Annotated in this window: 15 protein-coding genes and 1 pseudogene; 10 read left to right on the top strand and 6 right to left on the bottom strand. The window is 72.5% G+C overall.

The genetic code is table 11. From position 1 onward, the window contains the following. Positions 1-444, bottom strand: a pseudogene (locus EYA84_RS12700) (FAD:protein FMN transferase); the annotation flags it as partial. 216 nt (positions 445-660) lie between these two features. On the opposite strand from EYA84_RS12700, the gene EYA84_RS12695 reads away from it, so the two are divergent. Both EYA84_RS12695 and EYA84_RS12690 read left to right on the top strand, forming a co-directional pair. Then, the gene (locus EYA84_RS12695; RefSeq protein WP_131053244.1) at positions 661-1,692 is read left to right on the top strand and encodes a 3-isopropylmalate dehydrogenase; all 1,032 of its coding nucleotides are present in this window, start codon (positions 661-663) and stop codon (positions 1,690-1,692) included. Between the two features lie 242 nt (positions 1,693-1,934). After that, on the top strand, positions 1,935-3,032 hold the full coding sequence (locus EYA84_RS12690) for a branched-chain amino acid aminotransferase (RefSeq protein WP_131053243.1): 1,098 nt from the start codon (positions 1,935-1,937) through the stop codon (positions 3,030-3,032). 136 nt (positions 3,033-3,168) lie between these two features. Here EYA84_RS12690 and EYA84_RS12685 read toward each other — a convergent pair whose 3' ends face one another. Both EYA84_RS12685 and EYA84_RS12680 read right to left on the bottom strand, forming a co-directional pair. Further along, positions 3,169-3,906 carry a tyrosine-protein phosphatase gene (locus EYA84_RS12685; protein ID WP_131053242.1) on the bottom strand — a complete coding sequence of 246 codons (738 nt, stop codon included), beginning with the start codon at positions 3,904-3,906 and terminating at the stop codon, positions 3,169-3,171. A 73-nt stretch (positions 3,907-3,979) separates the two neighbouring features. Continuing rightward, the gene (locus EYA84_RS12680; RefSeq protein ID WP_176092936.1) at positions 3,980-4,492 is read right to left on the bottom strand and encodes a PRC-barrel domain-containing protein; all 513 of its coding nucleotides are present in this window, start codon (positions 4,490-4,492) and stop codon (positions 3,980-3,982) included. Between the two features lie 309 nt (positions 4,493-4,801). On the opposite strand from EYA84_RS12680, the gene cimA reads away from it, so the two are divergent. Next, entirely contained in the window at positions 4,802-6,385 is a 1,584-nt protein-coding gene (gene cimA / locus EYA84_RS12675; RefSeq protein ID WP_131053241.1) for a citramalate synthase, read from the top strand. Positions 6,386-6,516: 131 nt separating this feature from the next. On the opposite strand, the gene EYA84_RS12670 is transcribed toward cimA, so the two are convergent. Further along, positions 6,517-7,509, bottom strand: coding sequence for an endonuclease/exonuclease/phosphatase family protein (locus tag EYA84_RS12670; protein WP_236145732.1), 993 nt, complete (start codon positions 7,507-7,509; stop codon positions 6,517-6,519). A gap of 376 nt (positions 7,510-7,885) precedes the next feature. On the opposite strand from EYA84_RS12670, the gene EYA84_RS12665 reads away from it, so the two are divergent. The 7 genes from EYA84_RS12665 to arfB all read left to right on the top strand — a co-directional run bounded on the left by EYA84_RS12665 (position 7,886) and on the right by arfB (position 13,343). After that, a complete protein-coding gene (locus tag EYA84_RS12665) occupies positions 7,886-8,380 on the top strand; it encodes a hypothetical protein (RefSeq protein ID WP_131053240.1) in 495 nt (164 codons plus the stop codon). A gap of 191 nt (positions 8,381-8,571) precedes the next feature. Further along, positions 8,572-9,624 carry a MoxR family ATPase gene (locus tag EYA84_RS12660; RefSeq protein WP_131053239.1) on the top strand — a complete coding sequence of 351 codons (1,053 nt, stop codon included), beginning with the start codon at positions 8,572-8,574 and terminating at the stop codon, positions 9,622-9,624. Further along, the gene (locus EYA84_RS12655; RefSeq protein WP_131053238.1) at positions 9,624-10,640 is read left to right on the top strand and encodes a DUF58 domain-containing protein; all 1,017 of its coding nucleotides are present in this window, start codon (positions 9,624-9,626) and stop codon (positions 10,638-10,640) included. The genes EYA84_RS12660 and EYA84_RS12655 overlap by 1 nt, the downstream gene beginning before the upstream one ends. Beyond that, positions 10,637-11,596, top strand: coding sequence for a VWA domain-containing protein (locus tag EYA84_RS12650; protein ID WP_131053237.1), 960 nt, complete (start codon positions 10,637-10,639; stop codon positions 11,594-11,596). Before EYA84_RS12655 ends, EYA84_RS12650 begins: the two co-directional genes overlap by 4 nt. 53 nt (positions 11,597-11,649) lie before the next feature. Next, the gene (locus EYA84_RS12645; RefSeq protein WP_131053236.1) at positions 11,650-12,504 is read left to right on the top strand and encodes a S1C family serine protease; all 855 of its coding nucleotides are present in this window, start codon (positions 11,650-11,652) and stop codon (positions 12,502-12,504) included. Between the two features lie 110 nt (positions 12,505-12,614). Then, on the top strand, positions 12,615-12,893 hold the full coding sequence (locus EYA84_RS12640) for a hypothetical protein (RefSeq protein WP_131053235.1): 279 nt from the start codon (positions 12,615-12,617) through the stop codon (positions 12,891-12,893). 24 nt (positions 12,894-12,917) lie between these two features. Continuing rightward, positions 12,918-13,343 carry an alternative ribosome rescue aminoacyl-tRNA hydrolase ArfB gene (arfB, locus tag EYA84_RS12635; protein ID WP_131053234.1) on the top strand — a complete coding sequence of 142 codons (426 nt, stop codon included), beginning with the start codon at positions 12,918-12,920 and terminating at the stop codon, positions 13,341-13,343. A gap of 84 nt (positions 13,344-13,427) precedes the next feature. Here arfB and EYA84_RS12630 read toward each other — a convergent pair whose 3' ends face one another. Continuing rightward, the gene (locus tag EYA84_RS12630; RefSeq protein ID WP_131053233.1) at positions 13,428-14,294 is read right to left on the bottom strand and encodes a 3-methyladenine DNA glycosylase; all 867 of its coding nucleotides are present in this window, start codon (positions 14,292-14,294) and stop codon (positions 13,428-13,430) included. 33 nt (positions 14,295-14,327) lie between these two features. Further along, positions 14,328-15,452: a DUF4139 domain-containing protein gene (locus EYA84_RS12625; protein WP_236145733.1), complete on the bottom strand. Its 1,125-nt coding sequence runs from the start codon at positions 15,450-15,452 to the stop codon at positions 14,328-14,330. Between the last annotated feature and the right edge of the window lie 26 nt (positions 15,453-15,478).

Raw genomic sequence — 15,478 nt, 5'->3', positions numbered from 1 at the left:
GAGCAGGCCGCCCGGGTCGAATCCGCCGGGCACCGCCCAGGCGTCGAACCAGCCGTCCGTCGCCGCCCGCATGGCGGCGCAGCGGTCGACCAGCTCCGCCAGCGGCGGGTACGACTCGGCGCTGATCTCGCCCCGACGCAGCCGGGACACCAGGCTCCCCGGCCGGTTCGGGCCGTAGGTCAGGTCGATGGCCCGCAGTTCGGCGACCGCGTCCCGCAGCGCCTCGCCGACTCCCCGGCGGCCCAGCCACTCCGGCGCGTTCAGCATCAGGCGGTACTGCGCGGTCGAGGTGCGGACCGTGTGTGTGACGGCGATCCGGTCACCGGTCACCGTGCCGGTGCGGTCCGGCTTCGGGTCACGGGTGCCCAGTCGCAGGTCGGGCCGGCGGTAGCGGAAGACCGCCGGGTCGATCCAGCGGGTCCGTGGCTGCTCGTCGGTCCACATCGTGTCCGCCCCCTCCTCGACGGTCGCCGCGCCGTTACGCCGACCGTCCGGGCTCGGTGGCCCGTTGGAGATCACCGTAGGCAGCGGACATGACGGCCCCATGAATGCCTCCTGGGAAGCTGCTGTGCGTCAGCGATTTCCCGAAGAATGGAACACTCGTACCGGGAGGCGGGACGGCAGCGTACCGTCGAGCCGATACGAGCGAAGGAGCTGACGGTGGCACGGATCGCGGTGGTGGCCGGGGACGGGATCGGACCCGAGGTGGTCGCGGAGGCCCGCAAGGTCATCGACGCGGTACTCCCCGGAGTCGAGGCGACCGAGTACGACCTCGGCGCGGCACGTTACCACCGCACCGGCGAGGTGCTGCCCGACTCGGTGCTGGCCGAGCTGGCCGAGCACGACGCGATCCTGCTCGGCGCGGTCGGCGACCCGACCGTCCCGCCCGGCGTGTTGGAGCGGGGCCTGCTGCTCAAGCTGCGGTTCGCCTTCGACCAGTACGTCAACCTCCGCCCGTCGCGCCTCTGGCCGGGCGTGGCCAGCCCGCTGGCCACCGTCAAGTCCGGCGAGGTGGACCTGGTGGTCGTCCGTGAGGGCACCGAGGGTCTCTACGCCGGTGCCGGCGGCGCGCTGCACCGGGGCACCCCGGCGGAGATCGCCACCGAGGAGAGCCTGAACACCCGGCACGGGGTGGAACGGGTGGTCCGGGACGCCTTCGCCCGCGCCCGTCGGCGCGAGCGGCGCAAGGTGACCCTGGTGCACAAGACCAACGTGCTCACCCACGCCGGCTCGTTGTGGGCCCGCACCTTCGAGGCGGTGGCCGCCGAGCACCCGGACGTCACCACCGAGTACCAGCACGTCGACGCCGCCGCCATGTTCCTGGTCACCCAGCCCCAGCGGTACGACGTGGTGGTCACCGACAACCTCTTCGGCGACATCCTCACCGACATCGCCGCCGCGGTCACCGGCGGGATCGGCCTGGCCGCCAGCGGCAGCATCAACCCGGACGGGACATTCCCGTCGATGTTCGAGCCGGTGCACGGCTCCGCGCCGGACATCGCCGGCCGTGGCGTGGCCGACCCGGTCGCCGCCGTACTCTCCGCTGCCCTGCTGCTCGACCAGCTCGGGCACGCCGACGCCGCCGCCCGGATCACCGCCGCGGTCAGCGCGGAGCTGGCCGCCCGTGGCCCGGACGTAGCCCTGCGCACGGCAGAGGTGGGCGACCGGATCGCCGCGCAGGTAACCGCCTGAGGCTGCCACGCCCTCGCCGGTGACCCCGGTGACGAGGGTTCGTCGTGTGCTCCGGGCGATCCCCCGGACCTCGGCTCCGCCCTGCCTCGATCACGCACGTTCCGTGGGCTCCGTACCGGTTGTCGGCTTGCTACCCGCCGGTCGACCTACCCGCTGAACGACCGTTCGGGGTAAGTTTCTGGCACAAAAGTTTCCGGCATGCGGTCGGCGCATGTCGTCGTCCCCCCAGGGAGGTCAGCGCAATGAGCGGTGGTGACAAGCTCGACTTCGAGATCCGTCCGAATCCCGCGCCGGTATCCGCCGCCGATCGGGCCGCGCTGCTGGCCAACCCGGGATTCGGTCGGGTGTTCACCGATCACATGATCACTGTCCGTTATGCCGAGGGCAAGGGCTGGTACGACGCCCGGGTCGAGGCGCGCGGGCCGATCCCGATGGATCCCGCCAGCGCGGTGCTGCACTACGCGCAGGAGATCTTCGAGGGGATGAAGGCGTACCGCGCCACGGACGGCGGGGTCACCATGTTCCGCCCGTACGCCAACGCGGCCCGGTTCAACGTCTCGGCCACCCGGATGGCGATGCCGACGCTGCCCGAGGAGACCTTCGTCGACTCGCTGCACCGGCTGATCGAGATCGACCGCGAGTGGATTCCGGAGGGCGAGGACGGCAGCCTCTATCTGCGGCCGTTCATGTTCGCCAGCGAGGTCTTCCTCGGTGTGCGGCCCGCCAACGAGTACCTCTACTCGGTGATCGCCTCGCCGGTGGGGGCGTACTTCTCCGGTGGGGTCAAGCCGGTGACGGTCTGGGTCTCGCCCGACTACACCCGGGCCGGGCCCGGTGGCACCGGCGCGGCCAAGTGCGGCGGCAACTACGCCGCCTCGCTGGCCGCCCAGGCGCAGGCCATCGAGCACGGCTGTGACCAGGTGGTCTTCCTGGACGCGGTGGAGCGCAAGTACGTCGACGAGTTGGGCGGCATGAACGTCTTCTTCGTCTACGACGACGGCTCGATCGCCACCCCGCCGCTGACCGGCACCATCCTGCCCGGCATCACCCGGGAATCGGTGATCATGCTGGCCGAGGCGGCCGGACACCGGGTCGAGGAGCGTCCGGTGACCTTCGACGAGTGGCGGGCCGACGCCGCCAGCGGCCGACTGCGCGAGGTCTTCGCCTGCGGTACGGCTGCGGTGATCACGCCGATCGGCGTGGTGCGCTTCCCCGAGGGGGAGTTCGCCGTCGGTGGCGGCGAGCCGGGCACGGTGACGATGGGCCTGCGTCAGCAGCTCGTCGACATCCAGCGAGGCAAGGGCGCCGACCCGTCCGGCTGGGTCCACCGCGTGCTCTGAGATGCAAGGAAGGGTCCCCTGCTAACGCCTACGGCATAGCAGGGGACCCTTCCTAACATCCCGACGGCGCGACGTCCTCCGCACGGCGAGGGCGCGTCCTCGACAGGGTGAGCGTGTCGTCGAGGTGCGCGGCAGGCTAGGCGAGCAGGTGGGTGCGCAGGGCGGTGAGCTGCTCGTCGGTGACCCCGGCGTGCCGCAGGTAGTCCTCGACCGAGCCGTGGCCCGCGCGGATCTCGGTGAGGAAGAGCAGCATCGCCTCGGACGGCGAGGACAGGAACGGCGCCGGCAGCGGCGCGGCGTCGGGCAGGGTGGCGGCGACCCACGCGCTGAACCGTTGCGAGGCCTCGGTGCTCAGCGCGTAGTCCGACGCGATCTCCTCGTCGTCGACGCCGAGCACGGCGAGGGTCAGCCCGCAGACGATCCCGGTGCGGTCCTTGCCGGCCACGCAGTGCACCACCACCGGGCTGTTCGCCGCGTCGGCGATCAGCCCGATCGCCTCGGCCAGCCCGGCGGTGCCGGTACGGGCCAGGTCGGCGTACCGGTCGGCGAGGTAGCGGGCCAGGTCGGTGTGGGACTCGTCCAGCCCGGCCCACTCCGCGTGCTCGGGATGGATGTTGCGGTAGGTCAACCCGTCGAAGTCGGGGACCCGGCCGTCGCGTTCGACCTCGTGCGGCCGCCGCAGGTCGATGACGGTGCGGACACCGAGCGCCGCGAAGGCGTCCCGGTCGCCGTCGTCGATGCGGTGCAGCGAGTCGGAGCGGTAGAGCCGGCCGGTGCGTACGGTGCGACCGTCGTGTCCCCGATAACCGCCGACGTCTCGGAAGTTGAACGTGGTGGTGAACGGGATCCTGCGGTTGACCTCGATGGCGTCCACCCCTGTCACGGTAGACGGCCGGCGGGCGGATGCCCACCGGCCGTCAGGGCCGTACGCCCACGCGGGGGAGTTGTCAGCGGGGAGCGCCGGGCGGAGTGGCGGCGTACGTGTCGTTGTAGTAGCCGCCGAGCTTGTCGCGGTACGCCGGGTCGGTGGCCGTCTCGTCGTACTCCGGAGCGGCCTTGATCTGGTCCTTCTCGCGGTCGACGTAGACCTTCTGCTCCTCGTGGTCGACGTGGTTGACGGTGCCGGCGGGCAGCATGACCTTCTTGCCGAAGATCCACGGCCCGGTGTCGACGACCAGGTAGCTCGCGTTGACCTCGGCGCTGTTGCTGTCGATCTTGCCGATCGACCCGTCGGTGGCCTCGACCTTGTAGCCGACCAGGTTGGCGCCGGCCACCCCGGCCTCGTCCCGGTAGCTCCACGGGTCGAAGGCACCGGCGGGGGCGCCGCCGGGCACCGTCCCCTGGTCGCCCTGGATGGTGACGTCCTCGCTCGACACCGCGCGCAGCGTCGGGTCGGACGGGGTGCCGTGCAGCGCCGGGTCGGGCGTGGCGTGCGTGCTGTCCGGGTTGAGCCTGTCCATGGGATCTCTCCTGCCCCGACTGTGACCAGCCGTCTCGGAGGTAGTGGTTCGCTGTCCCGGAGACACGTACCCGGGGCGACGTCTCCTACACCCGTTGCGGGGAATCCACCTCGATGTCCGTCCCGACATGTGGATTGTTTCTCCCACGGGCTGTCCGAGAGTGGCAGAGTACCCACCGTGACCAGCACCGCCCTCATTATTGGCAACTAGCGCGCCGGCTTCTCCCTCCGCCGAGCGCGCAGACCTCCCGCATCCGCGGGGGGTCTTTTTGTTGCGTCGGCCGGTGCCTGTACGAAGGGATCTCCCCCCATGACGTTCCAGGTCTACGACACCACCCTGCGCGACGGTGCCCAGCGCGAGGGGGTCAGCTACTCGGTGGTCGACAAGCTCGCGGTGGCCCGGCTGCTCGACGAGTTCGGCGTCGGCTTCATCGAGGGCGGATGGCCGGGTGCGGTGCCGAAGGACACCGAGTTCTTCCGCCGGGCGCGTACCGAACTCGACCTGAAACACGCGGTGCTGGTCGCCTTCGGCGCCACCCGCCGGGCCGGCTCGGTCGCCGCCGACGACCCGCAGGTGCGCGGCCTGCTCGACGCGCAGACCCCGGCGATCGCCCTGGTGGCCAAGGCCGACCTGCGGCACGTCGAGCGGGCGCTGCGTACCACCGCCAAGGAGAACCTGGCGATGATCCACGACACGGTGACCCACCTGGTCGCCGAGGGGCGGCGGGTCTTCGTCGACGGCGAGCACTTCTACGACGGCTACCGCCACGACCCGGCGTACACCGCCACGGTGGTGGAGACGGCGCTGGCGGCCGGGGCGGAGCGGTTCGTGCTCTGCGACACCAACGGCGGGATGCTGCCCTCCTGGGTGACCGCGGCCATCTCCGACCTCACCGACCGGATCGGGGTCGCACCCGAGGTGCTCGGCATGCACGCGCAGAACGACACCGGGTGCGCGGTCGCCAACACCCTCGCCGCCGTGGAGGCGGGCGTCCGGCACGTGCAGGGCACCGCCAACGGGTACGGCGAGCGGCCGGGCAACGCCGACATCTTCGCCGTCGCGGCGAACCTCCAGCTCAAGCTCGGGCTGCCGGTCCTACCGGAGGGCTGCCTGGAGCAGATGGTGCGGGTCTCCCACGCCATCGCCGAGATCGCCAACATCGCCCCCGACACCCACCAGGCGTACGCCGGGGCCGCCGCCTTCGCTCACAAGGCGGGGCTGCACGCGAGTGCGATCAAGGTGGATCCGCTGCTCTACAACCACGTCGAACCCGAGGTGGTGGGCAACGACATGCGGATCCTGGTCACCGAGATGGCCGGCCGGGCCAGCATCGAGCTCAAGAGTCGTGAGCTGGGGCTGGATCTGGCCGGCCATCCGGAGACGCTGTCCCGGGTCACCAACCGGGTCAAGGAACTGGAGGCCGGTGGCTGGTCGTTCGAGGCCGCCGACGCCTCGTTCGAGCTGCTGGTCCGCTCCGAACTGCCGGACGCGGCACCGGCGCGGCCGTTCGCGCTGGAGTCGTACCGGGTGCTGGTCGAGCACCGCGAGGACGGCGCGGTGGTCTCCGAGGCGACTGTCAAGATCCGGGTACGCGGTGAGCGGGTGATCGCCACGGCGGAGGGCAACGGCCCGGTCAACGCGCTCGACGAGGCGCTGCGCGTCGGCCTCGGACGGCACTACCCGGAGCTGCGCGACTTCGAGCTGGCCGACTACAAGGTCCGCATCCTGGAGGGCAGTCACGGCACCGGCGCGGTCACCCGGGTGCTGGTCGAGACCGCCGACGGCCGGGGCGGTGGCTGGACCACCGTCGGCGTGCACCCCAACGTGGTCGAGGCGAGCTGGCACGCCCTGGTCGACGCGCTGACGTACGGCCTCGACCGGGCCCGCGTGTAACACCGCACCCGGCTGCTCCCGCCCGCACCCCTCGCACGCGCGCGGCGGGCGCGGCCGGGGTGTTAGCAGGGGTCCCCTGCTATCGCCTGGTGCACTAAAAGGGTCCCTTCCTTACACCGGCGGCGTCCGCGTCACGCGGCAGCGGGTGCGGGCAGGTGGAGGTCGGCGAGGACCATCCGGTGGTCGCTGCCGGGTAGCGGATGCACCGTCACGGCGCGTACCGCGATCCGGCGGTCGACCAGCACGTGGTCGATCACGACCGGTGGGATCGGGTCGCCGTCGTACGGTCCCCAGGTGCCGGTGAGCCCGGCGCCGACCGAGGCGGCGGCGTCGGCGTACCCGGTGCGCAGCAGGGCGCGCAACGGACTGTGGTCGAGGGTGGCGTTGAAGTCGCCGGCGAGGACGCTCAGCGGCCCGTCCGGGGTGGCCGCGGGTTGGGCCGCCAGGTCGGCGCGCCAGCCGGGCACCTGGTCCACCGCGTACGGGGCGGCCGGGTGGACCGACTCGACGCGGACGGCAGGCGCCCCGGGCACCGCCACCGTCGCGTACGCCTGGGTGAAGCTCCAGCCGCCACGGAGCTGGCGGACACCACCGTCGCCGATCGGGTGGCGGGCGTAGAGGCCGGAGCCCGGCGTGCCGTCCATCGCGTTGAGCTGCCGGTGGGGGAGCAGGTCCGCCAGGCCCAGTCGGTCCAGGTCGGCCTGCGCCTGCGGGGTGAACTCCTGCATCACCAGCACGTCCACCCGCGCCTCGCGGACCAGCGCGACGACCGCCCGTGGGTCGGCGGCTCCGGCGAGCAGGTTGGCGGTGAGCACGCGCAGCTCCGGTCCGTCGACCGTCGGCTGCGGCGAGGGTAGTGCGCGGGGCACGACCACCGCGAGCAGCGCCGCCGTGGTCACCGCCGCGACCACCGCCGGCCAGCGGCGTCGGAGGGCGACCGCGAGCACCAGCGGGACCAGGCTGCCGAGCAGCGCGTACGGCGTGAAGGCCAGCGCCTGCACCAACGGTCCCCGGTCCAGCCCGGCCAGCCGGACGACCGCCCACCCGGCCCCGGGGGCGACGGCGAGCCAGCAGAGCACGGTACGTCCGGAAAACTCCGACGGTCGGCCGAGGAAGATCGCCACAGCAGGCAGGGTAGCTGCCGCCCGCCGACCGGCGGAGATCCATTGCGTACGCGAGCGACCGAACAATTCTCACTCCTCATTCGTGAATGCGCCTCTCACAATTAGTGGTGATGATCCGACATTGCCCCAAAGCGTGAAGGGTTATTGACCGACGGTATTTTCCGGTGTTACGTTCCTGCTGGTCGGGTGGTCGCGATCAGGGAGATTTTCCCAGCTCAGAGCGCATGTCGATCATCGAGTAGAGCCGTTTGCGAGTGCACGAGAAAATGCAGCATCCGGCGTTCGAAGGTCATTGCGGCCCGACGAGGAAAAAGGCAATATCCGCCCCGCGTGTCGCGGGTCGGCGTATCCCCACGGTCACCAAGGGAGACCTGTCATGACCAGATTTTTCCGACGTAAGGCGGCCGCGGTGTCGATCGCGGCCCTGGCCCTGGCCCTCGCCGGCGGTGGTATCGCCGCGGCGAAGCCCACCGTGGCGGGCAACCAGCCCACCGCCCGCGCCACCGCGCAGCAGCCGGCGGTCACCACCGCCTCGATGAACAGCGCCCGGGCCCTGCTGGCCAAGGGTGAGGTCGCCGCGGCCAGCACCTCCGGGTACGCGACGGCGGTCAACGCCAACGGCACCAAGGCCCGCGGCGACGGGGTCGTGATCAAGTACGGCGTCGGCCAGTACGAGGTGCAGTACGGCAGCAACGTCGCCTCGGGCATCTACGTGGCGACGATCGGCCAGGCGGGCTCGTGCTGCGTCCCGCCCGCCGGGGAGGTCTCGGTGGCACCCCGGCTGCTCACCCCGAACGGGGTGTTCATCCAGACGCGCAACTCCGCCGGTGTTGCCGCCGACCTGCCGTTCTTCGTGATCGTGCACCGCTGAGCGTGGCACGTCCACCGGCCCCCACCCGTGCGGTGGGGGCCGGTGGTCGTTGCGTTCCCGGACGACCCACCCGACCGCTTTCGTGCCGTCCGGCCCGGTCCACGCCGTAACGGTGATGCCCGACCCGTCTGGGCCGCCCAGGGCCGGTAATTCCGACGTTTGTCCGAGGCGCCCCTCGGGAAGCAAGCACCGTGACGGACATCTCGGACACCATGGCCAGCCTGCCCAGCCCGGTCGATCCGGACGCGACCGCTGCGGAGCTGGACCAGACGCTCTTCGAGGTCAAACGCGTGATCGTCGGGCAGGATCGGCTCGTCGAGCGCCTGCTCACCGCCCTGATCGCCGACGGGCACTGTCTCCTGGAGGGCGTACCGGGGGTGGCCAAGACGCTCGCCGCGCAGACCCTCGCCACGGTCGTCGGCGGCACCTTCTCCCGGATCCAGTTCACCCCCGACCTCGTCCCGTCGGACATCGTCGGCACCCGCATCTATCGGGCGTCGAAGGAGAGCTTCGACGTCGAACTCGGGCCGATCATGGCGAACCTGGTGCTCGCGGACGAGATCAACCGGGCCCCGGCCAAGGTGCAGTCCGCGCTGCTGGAGGCGATGGCCGAACGCCAGGTCTCGATCGGCGGGCGCAGCTACCGGGTGCCGGAGCCGTTCCTCGTGCTAGCCACCCAGAATCCGATCGAGTCGGAGGGGGTCTACCAGCTCCCCGAGGCACAGCGCGACCGCTTCCTGATGAAGATCCTGGTCGACTACCCGGACGGCGCCGACGAACTGGCCATCCTCTACCGGATGAGCGCCGACCGCCCCCGGGCCCGCCCGGTGCTCGACGCGGACCGGCTGCGCGCGTTCCAACGACAGGCCACGCAGGTCTTCGTGCACCATGCCATCGCCGAGTACGTGGTCCGTCTCATCCTCGCCACCCGGGACCCGGTCCGGTTCGGGCTGCCGGAGATCGCCCCACTGCTGGCGTACGGCGCCAGCCCGCGCGCCACCCTCGGCCTGGTCGCCGCCGCGCGGGCCCGGGCGATGCTGCGCGGCCGGGAGTACGTGCTGCCCGAGGACGTCTGGGACCTCGCGGGCGACGTGCTGTCGCACCGGCTGGTGCTCTCCTTCGACGCGGTCGCCGACGGGGTGACCGCCGAGGCCGTCGTGCGCCGCCTGGTCGAGGTGGTCCCGCCGCCCCGGGTGGCGGCCACCGGTCAACCCGAGTACGCCCCCGACCTGGCCGCCGCCTGATGGCCCGCCGACCCGTGCCGGTGCCCGTACCGGCCGATCCGGTGCTCGCCGACCTCACCCCGGACCAGCGGCTGCGTCGGCTGGAACTGACCGTCACCCGCCGGCTCGACGGGATGCTGCACGGCGAGCACCGGGGCCTGCTGCCCGGCCCGGGCAGCGAACCCGCCGGCAGCCGGGAGTACCGGCCCGGCGAGGACGAGGTGCGCCGGATGGACTGGTCGGTGACCGCCCGGACCACCGTGCCGCACGTCCGGCAGGTGGACGCCGACCGGGAGCTGACCACCTGGCTGCTGGTGGACGCCAGCCCCAGCATGGAGTACGGCACCGCCGAGCTGGACAAGCGGGAACTGGCGGTGGCGGCGGTCGCCACCGTCGGCTTCCTCACCACCGGCCCGGGCAACCGGCTCGGTGCCCAGGTGCTCACCACGTCCGGGTTGCGTCGGATGCCGCCGCGCGGTGGGCGTACCCATCTGCTCGGGTTGTTGCGTGGGCTGCTGGCCGAACCCCGGGTGGGTGGCCACGACGGGCCCGCCGGGCCGCCGCCCGGCGCGGCCGACCTCTCCGACGCGGTGGCGGAGGTGCACCGGGTGGCGCACCGGCGCGGCCTGGTGGTGGTGGTCTCCGACTTCCTCGACGGACTGCCCGACGACCCCCGGTCGCCGGCCACCTGGGAACGCCCGCTACGTCGGCTGGCCGTGCGGCACCAGGTGCTGGCGGTGGAGATCACCGACCCTCGTGAGCTGGAGCTGCCGGACGTCGGCCTGATCACCCTGGCCGACCCGGAGACCGGCGAGCGCCGCGAGGTGTGGACCGGCGACCGGCGGCTGCGCGAGCGGTACGCGGCCGCCGCCGCCGCCCAGCGCGAGCAGGTCCGCGACGCGGTACGCCGATCCGGCGCGACCCACCTGAGCCTGCGCACCGACCGGGACTGGGCGGCCGACATCGTGCGGCACGTCCACGCACAACGTCGCCTGGCCGCCGCCGGAGCCGGACCGAACCGGGGAGGGGCGGCATGATCTGGCAGTCGCCGGTCCGCCTCTGGCTGTTGCTCGGCGTGCTCGCCCTGGCGTTGACCTATCTGGTGGCGCAACGGCGGCGCAGCCGGTACGCGGTCCGCTTCACCAACCTGCGGCTGCTCGACCGGGTGGCGCCCCGGCGGCCGACCTGGCGTCGACACCTGCCGGCCGGGCTCTTCCTGGCCATGCTGGCTCTGCTGGTGGTGGGTTTCGCGCGGCCCAGTGCCGAGGTGCGGGTGCCCCGGGAACGGGCCACCGTGATGGTGGCGGTGGACGTGTCCACCTCGATGCTCGCCGGCGACGTGGACCCGGACCGGCTCACCGCGGCCAAGAGCGCCGCCCGGCGGTTCGTCGACAACCTGCCGGACGAGTTCAACGTCGGGTTGGTGGCCTTCGCCGGTAGCGCGGCGGTGCTGGTGCCGCCGAGCACCGACCGGGAGTCCCTGCACGACGGCATCGAGCGCCTCGCCGAGGGGGTGACCGGCGTGCAGGGCACCGCGATCGGCGAGGCGATCAGCACCTCGCTGGGGGCGGTGAAGGCGTTGGACGAGGCTGCCGCGACCCAGCCGCCCCCGGCCCGGATCATCCTGCTCTCCGACGGTGCGAACACCTCGGGCATGGATCCGATGGAGGCCGCCGCCGACGCCGTCGCGGTCGAGGTGCCGGTGCACACGATCTCGTTCGGCACGCTGAGCGGTTTCGTGGACCGGGGCGGTCGGCCGATCCAGGTGCCGGTGGACGGAGAGACGTTGCAGGCCGTCGCCGAAGAGACCGGGGGCGTCTTCCACGAGGCCGCGACGAGCGACGAACTGCGGGCCGTCTACGACGACATCGGCAGCTCGGTGGGCTGGCGAAAGGTGCGGCAGGACGTCTCGTCCCGGTTCATCGGGCTCGGGCTGGTGTTCGCGATGGGTGCGGCGTACGGCTCGATGCGGTGGTTCTCCCGCCTGCCCTGACCCGTCCTGGCGACCGGATCGACCCGGGCCCGCCACACGTGAGGAGCGTACGAATGGCAGTGCAGACCGGACTGGGTGAGCCACGCGGACCCTGGTTCGTCTCGCCCGATCTCCCACCGGACGGGCGGGGTGGACCGGACGGGCCGAGCGGGGACCGGGCGGCCTGGAGTTGGCGCCGTCGACTGCTGGCCGGGCTGGCGGTGGTGACGCTGTCGACGGGGTCGGGGGCGTTGGCCGGTGGCTGGGTGGCCGGTCGCGACGGTGTGCCGGGTCCGGCTGCCGCGTCCGCCGCCCCGGTGCCGGCCGAGCTGGTCACCGCGGCGGAGAAGACCGTGCCCGGGGTCGTGTCGGTGCTGGTGGGCGGCTCCGGTGGCGCCTCGGCGACCGGCTCCGGTTTCGCCGTCGACACCGAGCAGCACATCATCACCAACGACCACATCCTGGCCAAGGGGCGTGGCGAGGTGACCGTCGAGCTGCCGGACGGCCGGCGGTTCGCGGCGGAGGTGGTGGGCCGGGAACCGGGCAGCGATCTCGCCGTGCTCCGGGTGCCGTCCTCCGCCGGGCTGACGGCGTTGCCACTGGCCAAGCCGGGGTCGACCCGGGTGGGCGAACCGGTGCTGGCGGTGGGTTCGCCGCTGGGGCTGCCGGGCACGGTCACGGCGGGGATCGTCAGCGCGCTGGACCGTCAGGTACGCCTCGGTGACAACCGGCACCGGGCGGTGCAGACCGACGCCTCGATCAACCCGGGAAACTCCGGTGGCCCGCTGGTCAACGCCCGGGGCGAGGTGGTCGGTGTGAACACCGCGATCGCCACCATCGACGGCAACGGCTCGATCGGCATCGGGTTCGCCATCCCGATCGAGCAGGTGCAGCAGACCGCCGACACGATCATCGGCAAGGGCGGCTGAAATCACCCAGAGTCACTGTCCCATTACGGTCGGATGTGTGATCTGTCGGGTTTCTGGCGGTCGAAGATCGGAGAATGGAAATATTACGCTGAGTATGAATACTGGCGTGGGTGGAGCGTCCTCTCATCACGGTCCTCCTGCTGGTGGGCCTCATCATCGGAAGTGGCGTCGGGTCGTCGTACGCGCGGGCCCGGCGCGGGTGGAACGACTATCAGGCGGCGAAGAAGACCGTGCCCGGCGCGCGTCGCGCCGCCTGGCTGCTGATCAAGGTGGTCACCACGAAGGTCGGCGTGATCGCCCTGCTTCTCGTCGGAGCGGTCGCGTACGCGGCGGTCGGCGGCGGCGAGCCGGCCAGGCCGGAGCCGAATCCGAGCAGCGCTCCGAAGTAGCGGCCGGCACGCTAGCCTCTGTGCGTGGACGACGGACTGCGGGTGACCGACCGGTGGAGTGTCCCCGCCGGCGAGCTGCGGGAACGGTTCTCCCGGTCGTCCGGGCCCGGCGGCCAGGGGGTCAACACCACCGACTCCCGGGTCGAGCTGAGCTTCGACCTGGCCGGTTCGCCCAGCCTGCCGGAGTCGCTGCGGACGCGGGCGTTGGAGCGGCTCGCCGGCCGGCTGGTCGACGGCGTGCTGACCATCGCCGCCAGCGAGCACCGGGCGCAGCTCGCCAACCGCGAGGCGGCTCGGGAACGGCTCGCCGCACTGCTGCGCGAGGCGGTCGCGCCACCGCCTCCGCCGCGTCGGCCGACCCGCCCGTCGCGTGCCGCCAAGGAGCGCCGACTCGCCGAGAAGAAGCGTCGCTCGCAGCGCAAGCGCGACCGCCGGGCGGACGGCGAGTGACGCCGCTCGCGCATCACGGGACGAGCTGACGGCGAGCGGGCGACACGGCGCTTCCGGCACCCGATGACTGTCCGTAGTGGAGCGTCAGGCGGGGATCGCCGCCAGCAACCGGTCGCGCAGCACCCCGGCCCGCTCGGCGAACTCCCGCTGCGCCGTGGCGTACGTGGCCCGCCCCTCCGGGGTCTCCACCCGCACCGGCGGGTAACCGAGCGCCGCCAGGTCGTACGGCGAGGCCCGCATGTCCAGCGTGCGGATCTCCCGGGCCAGCGCGAAGGCGTCGCCGACCAGCTCCGACGGCACCAGCGGGGAGAGCTTGTAGGCCCACTTGTACAGGTCCATGTTGGCGTGCAGGCAACCCGGCTGCTCGTGCTCGTGCTGGGTGTCCCGGGTCGGCCGGAGCACGTTGAGCGGGCGGGCCGGCTCGGTGAAGAACCGGTACGCGTCGAAGTGGCTGCACCGTACGCCGCGCTCCTCGACGACCTCGGCGGTGCGTTCCGGGCTCAGCCGCAGCGGCCACGCGCGGTGCCGGACCTCGTCCTGGTTCTGCCGGTAGACCATCGCCCACTCGTGCATGCCGAAACAGCCCAGGTGGGCGGGGCGTGCGGCGGTCGCCGCCAGCAGGGACCCGATCCAGCGCACCGACTCGCCACGACGGGCCAGGACCGCCCCGGTGTCGAGGACGACGCCGCCGTCGACCACCCGGTGGTCCGGACCGAAGTCGGCGGCGTCCGCCCCGCGCAACAGCACCCCCGCACCCGGCTGCCACCGGCGCAACTGCGCCGGCCGGCACGAGTAGTAGGTGAAGAGGAAGTCCTCCACCGGATGCTTCTCACCTCGCCGGCGGCGCTCCAGGTGCCCGCCGAGCCAGCCGTCCACCCGCTCCTCGTGGGCGCGGCGGCGGGCCTGCCAGTCGGCCGCGTCGAGCACGGCGGGGGCGAGGGCGGCGGTCATCGCCCCAGGGTACGACCGCCGCCCGCCCGTCGGTCAGGGCACGTCCACCCGCACGCCGGCGGAGAAGACACCGCTGCGCAGTTCCAGGTGCCGGGGCGCCTGCGCGCCGTCGACGGTGAAGACCAACGGCAGCACCGTACGACTGCCCGCCGCCACCGGTTCGGCGAAGACGTCCCGCCCCCGGTTGGCCCGCCGGGTGGCCTGCTCGTCGGTGGTCACCCAGTTGCCGTCCGCCAGGTACGCCCGCTGCAACTTGCCGTGCCAGCTCTGGTGCTCCGGCGTGACGTTGCGCACCCCCACGGTCGCCTGGCACTTCCGGGCGCCGCCGCCCGGCTCGCAGGCCATCCGGTAGACGGTGAACTCGAACGAGTCCTCGCGTAGCGGCACGCCCAACCCGCCACTGATGCCGGTGCCCTTCCACGCGCCGCTGGTCGGCTGACTGTCGGTGTCGATCGCGGCGACGCGCCGGGTGGCGGTCCACGCCGCCACGCCGATCGTGACGAGGAGCACCGTCGCGGCCACCGGCACCACCAGCCACACCGGTGGCGTACGACGACGGGCCGGGGGCCGGGGCGCGGCCGGGCGCGGGTAGACCGTCCCCCGTCCCTCCGAGGCCAGCGCGGCGGCGACCGGTCGCGTGCGTCGACGCCAGGTGACGAAGCCGATGAGGCCGAGTACCAGCACCGCGACCGCACCGGCCAGCAGCGCGGGCGCCTGGTGCCGCCAGCCCGACTCCGCCGCACCGGCCGCCGGTGCGTCCGGCGACGTCCAGGTGGCCGACGCACAGTCGTACGGCTGCTGGTCGTCGGTGCCGAAGGCGCAGGCGGGTGTGGTCAGCGGCGCTTGCGTGGAGGCGGCGGCCAGCGTGGTGTCCAGCGTCCGGGCGCTGTGGGGCGGCAGGCTCAGGCGCCAGGTCACCTCGGTCGCCGCCGACCCGTCGGGACGTACCTCCCGGCCGCCGCCGCTGATCGTCGTCGCCGTGGCACCCTGGGGCAGCTCCTGGCGCACCGTGGTGGAGACCGGCGCGTCGCCCCGGTTGCGGACCTCGATGCGGTAGCCGGGCGCGGCGGTGTTCTGCGGTCTCACCGCCACGCTGATCTCCGGCTTGGCCGCCGGTGGGGCGACCCGGGTCGACGTGGAGCGGGCGCTGCGCGACAGCGAGGCTCGGTTCCGGGCGGTCTTCA

The sequence above is a fragment of the Verrucosispora sp. SN26_14.1 genome, from assembly GCF_004307965.1.
Taxonomy (GTDB): Bacteria; Actinomycetota; Actinomycetes; order Mycobacteriales; family Micromonosporaceae; genus Micromonospora.
Note: the sequence above shows the minus strand (reverse complement) of the source record. Positions and strands in the feature narration are given on the sequence as shown.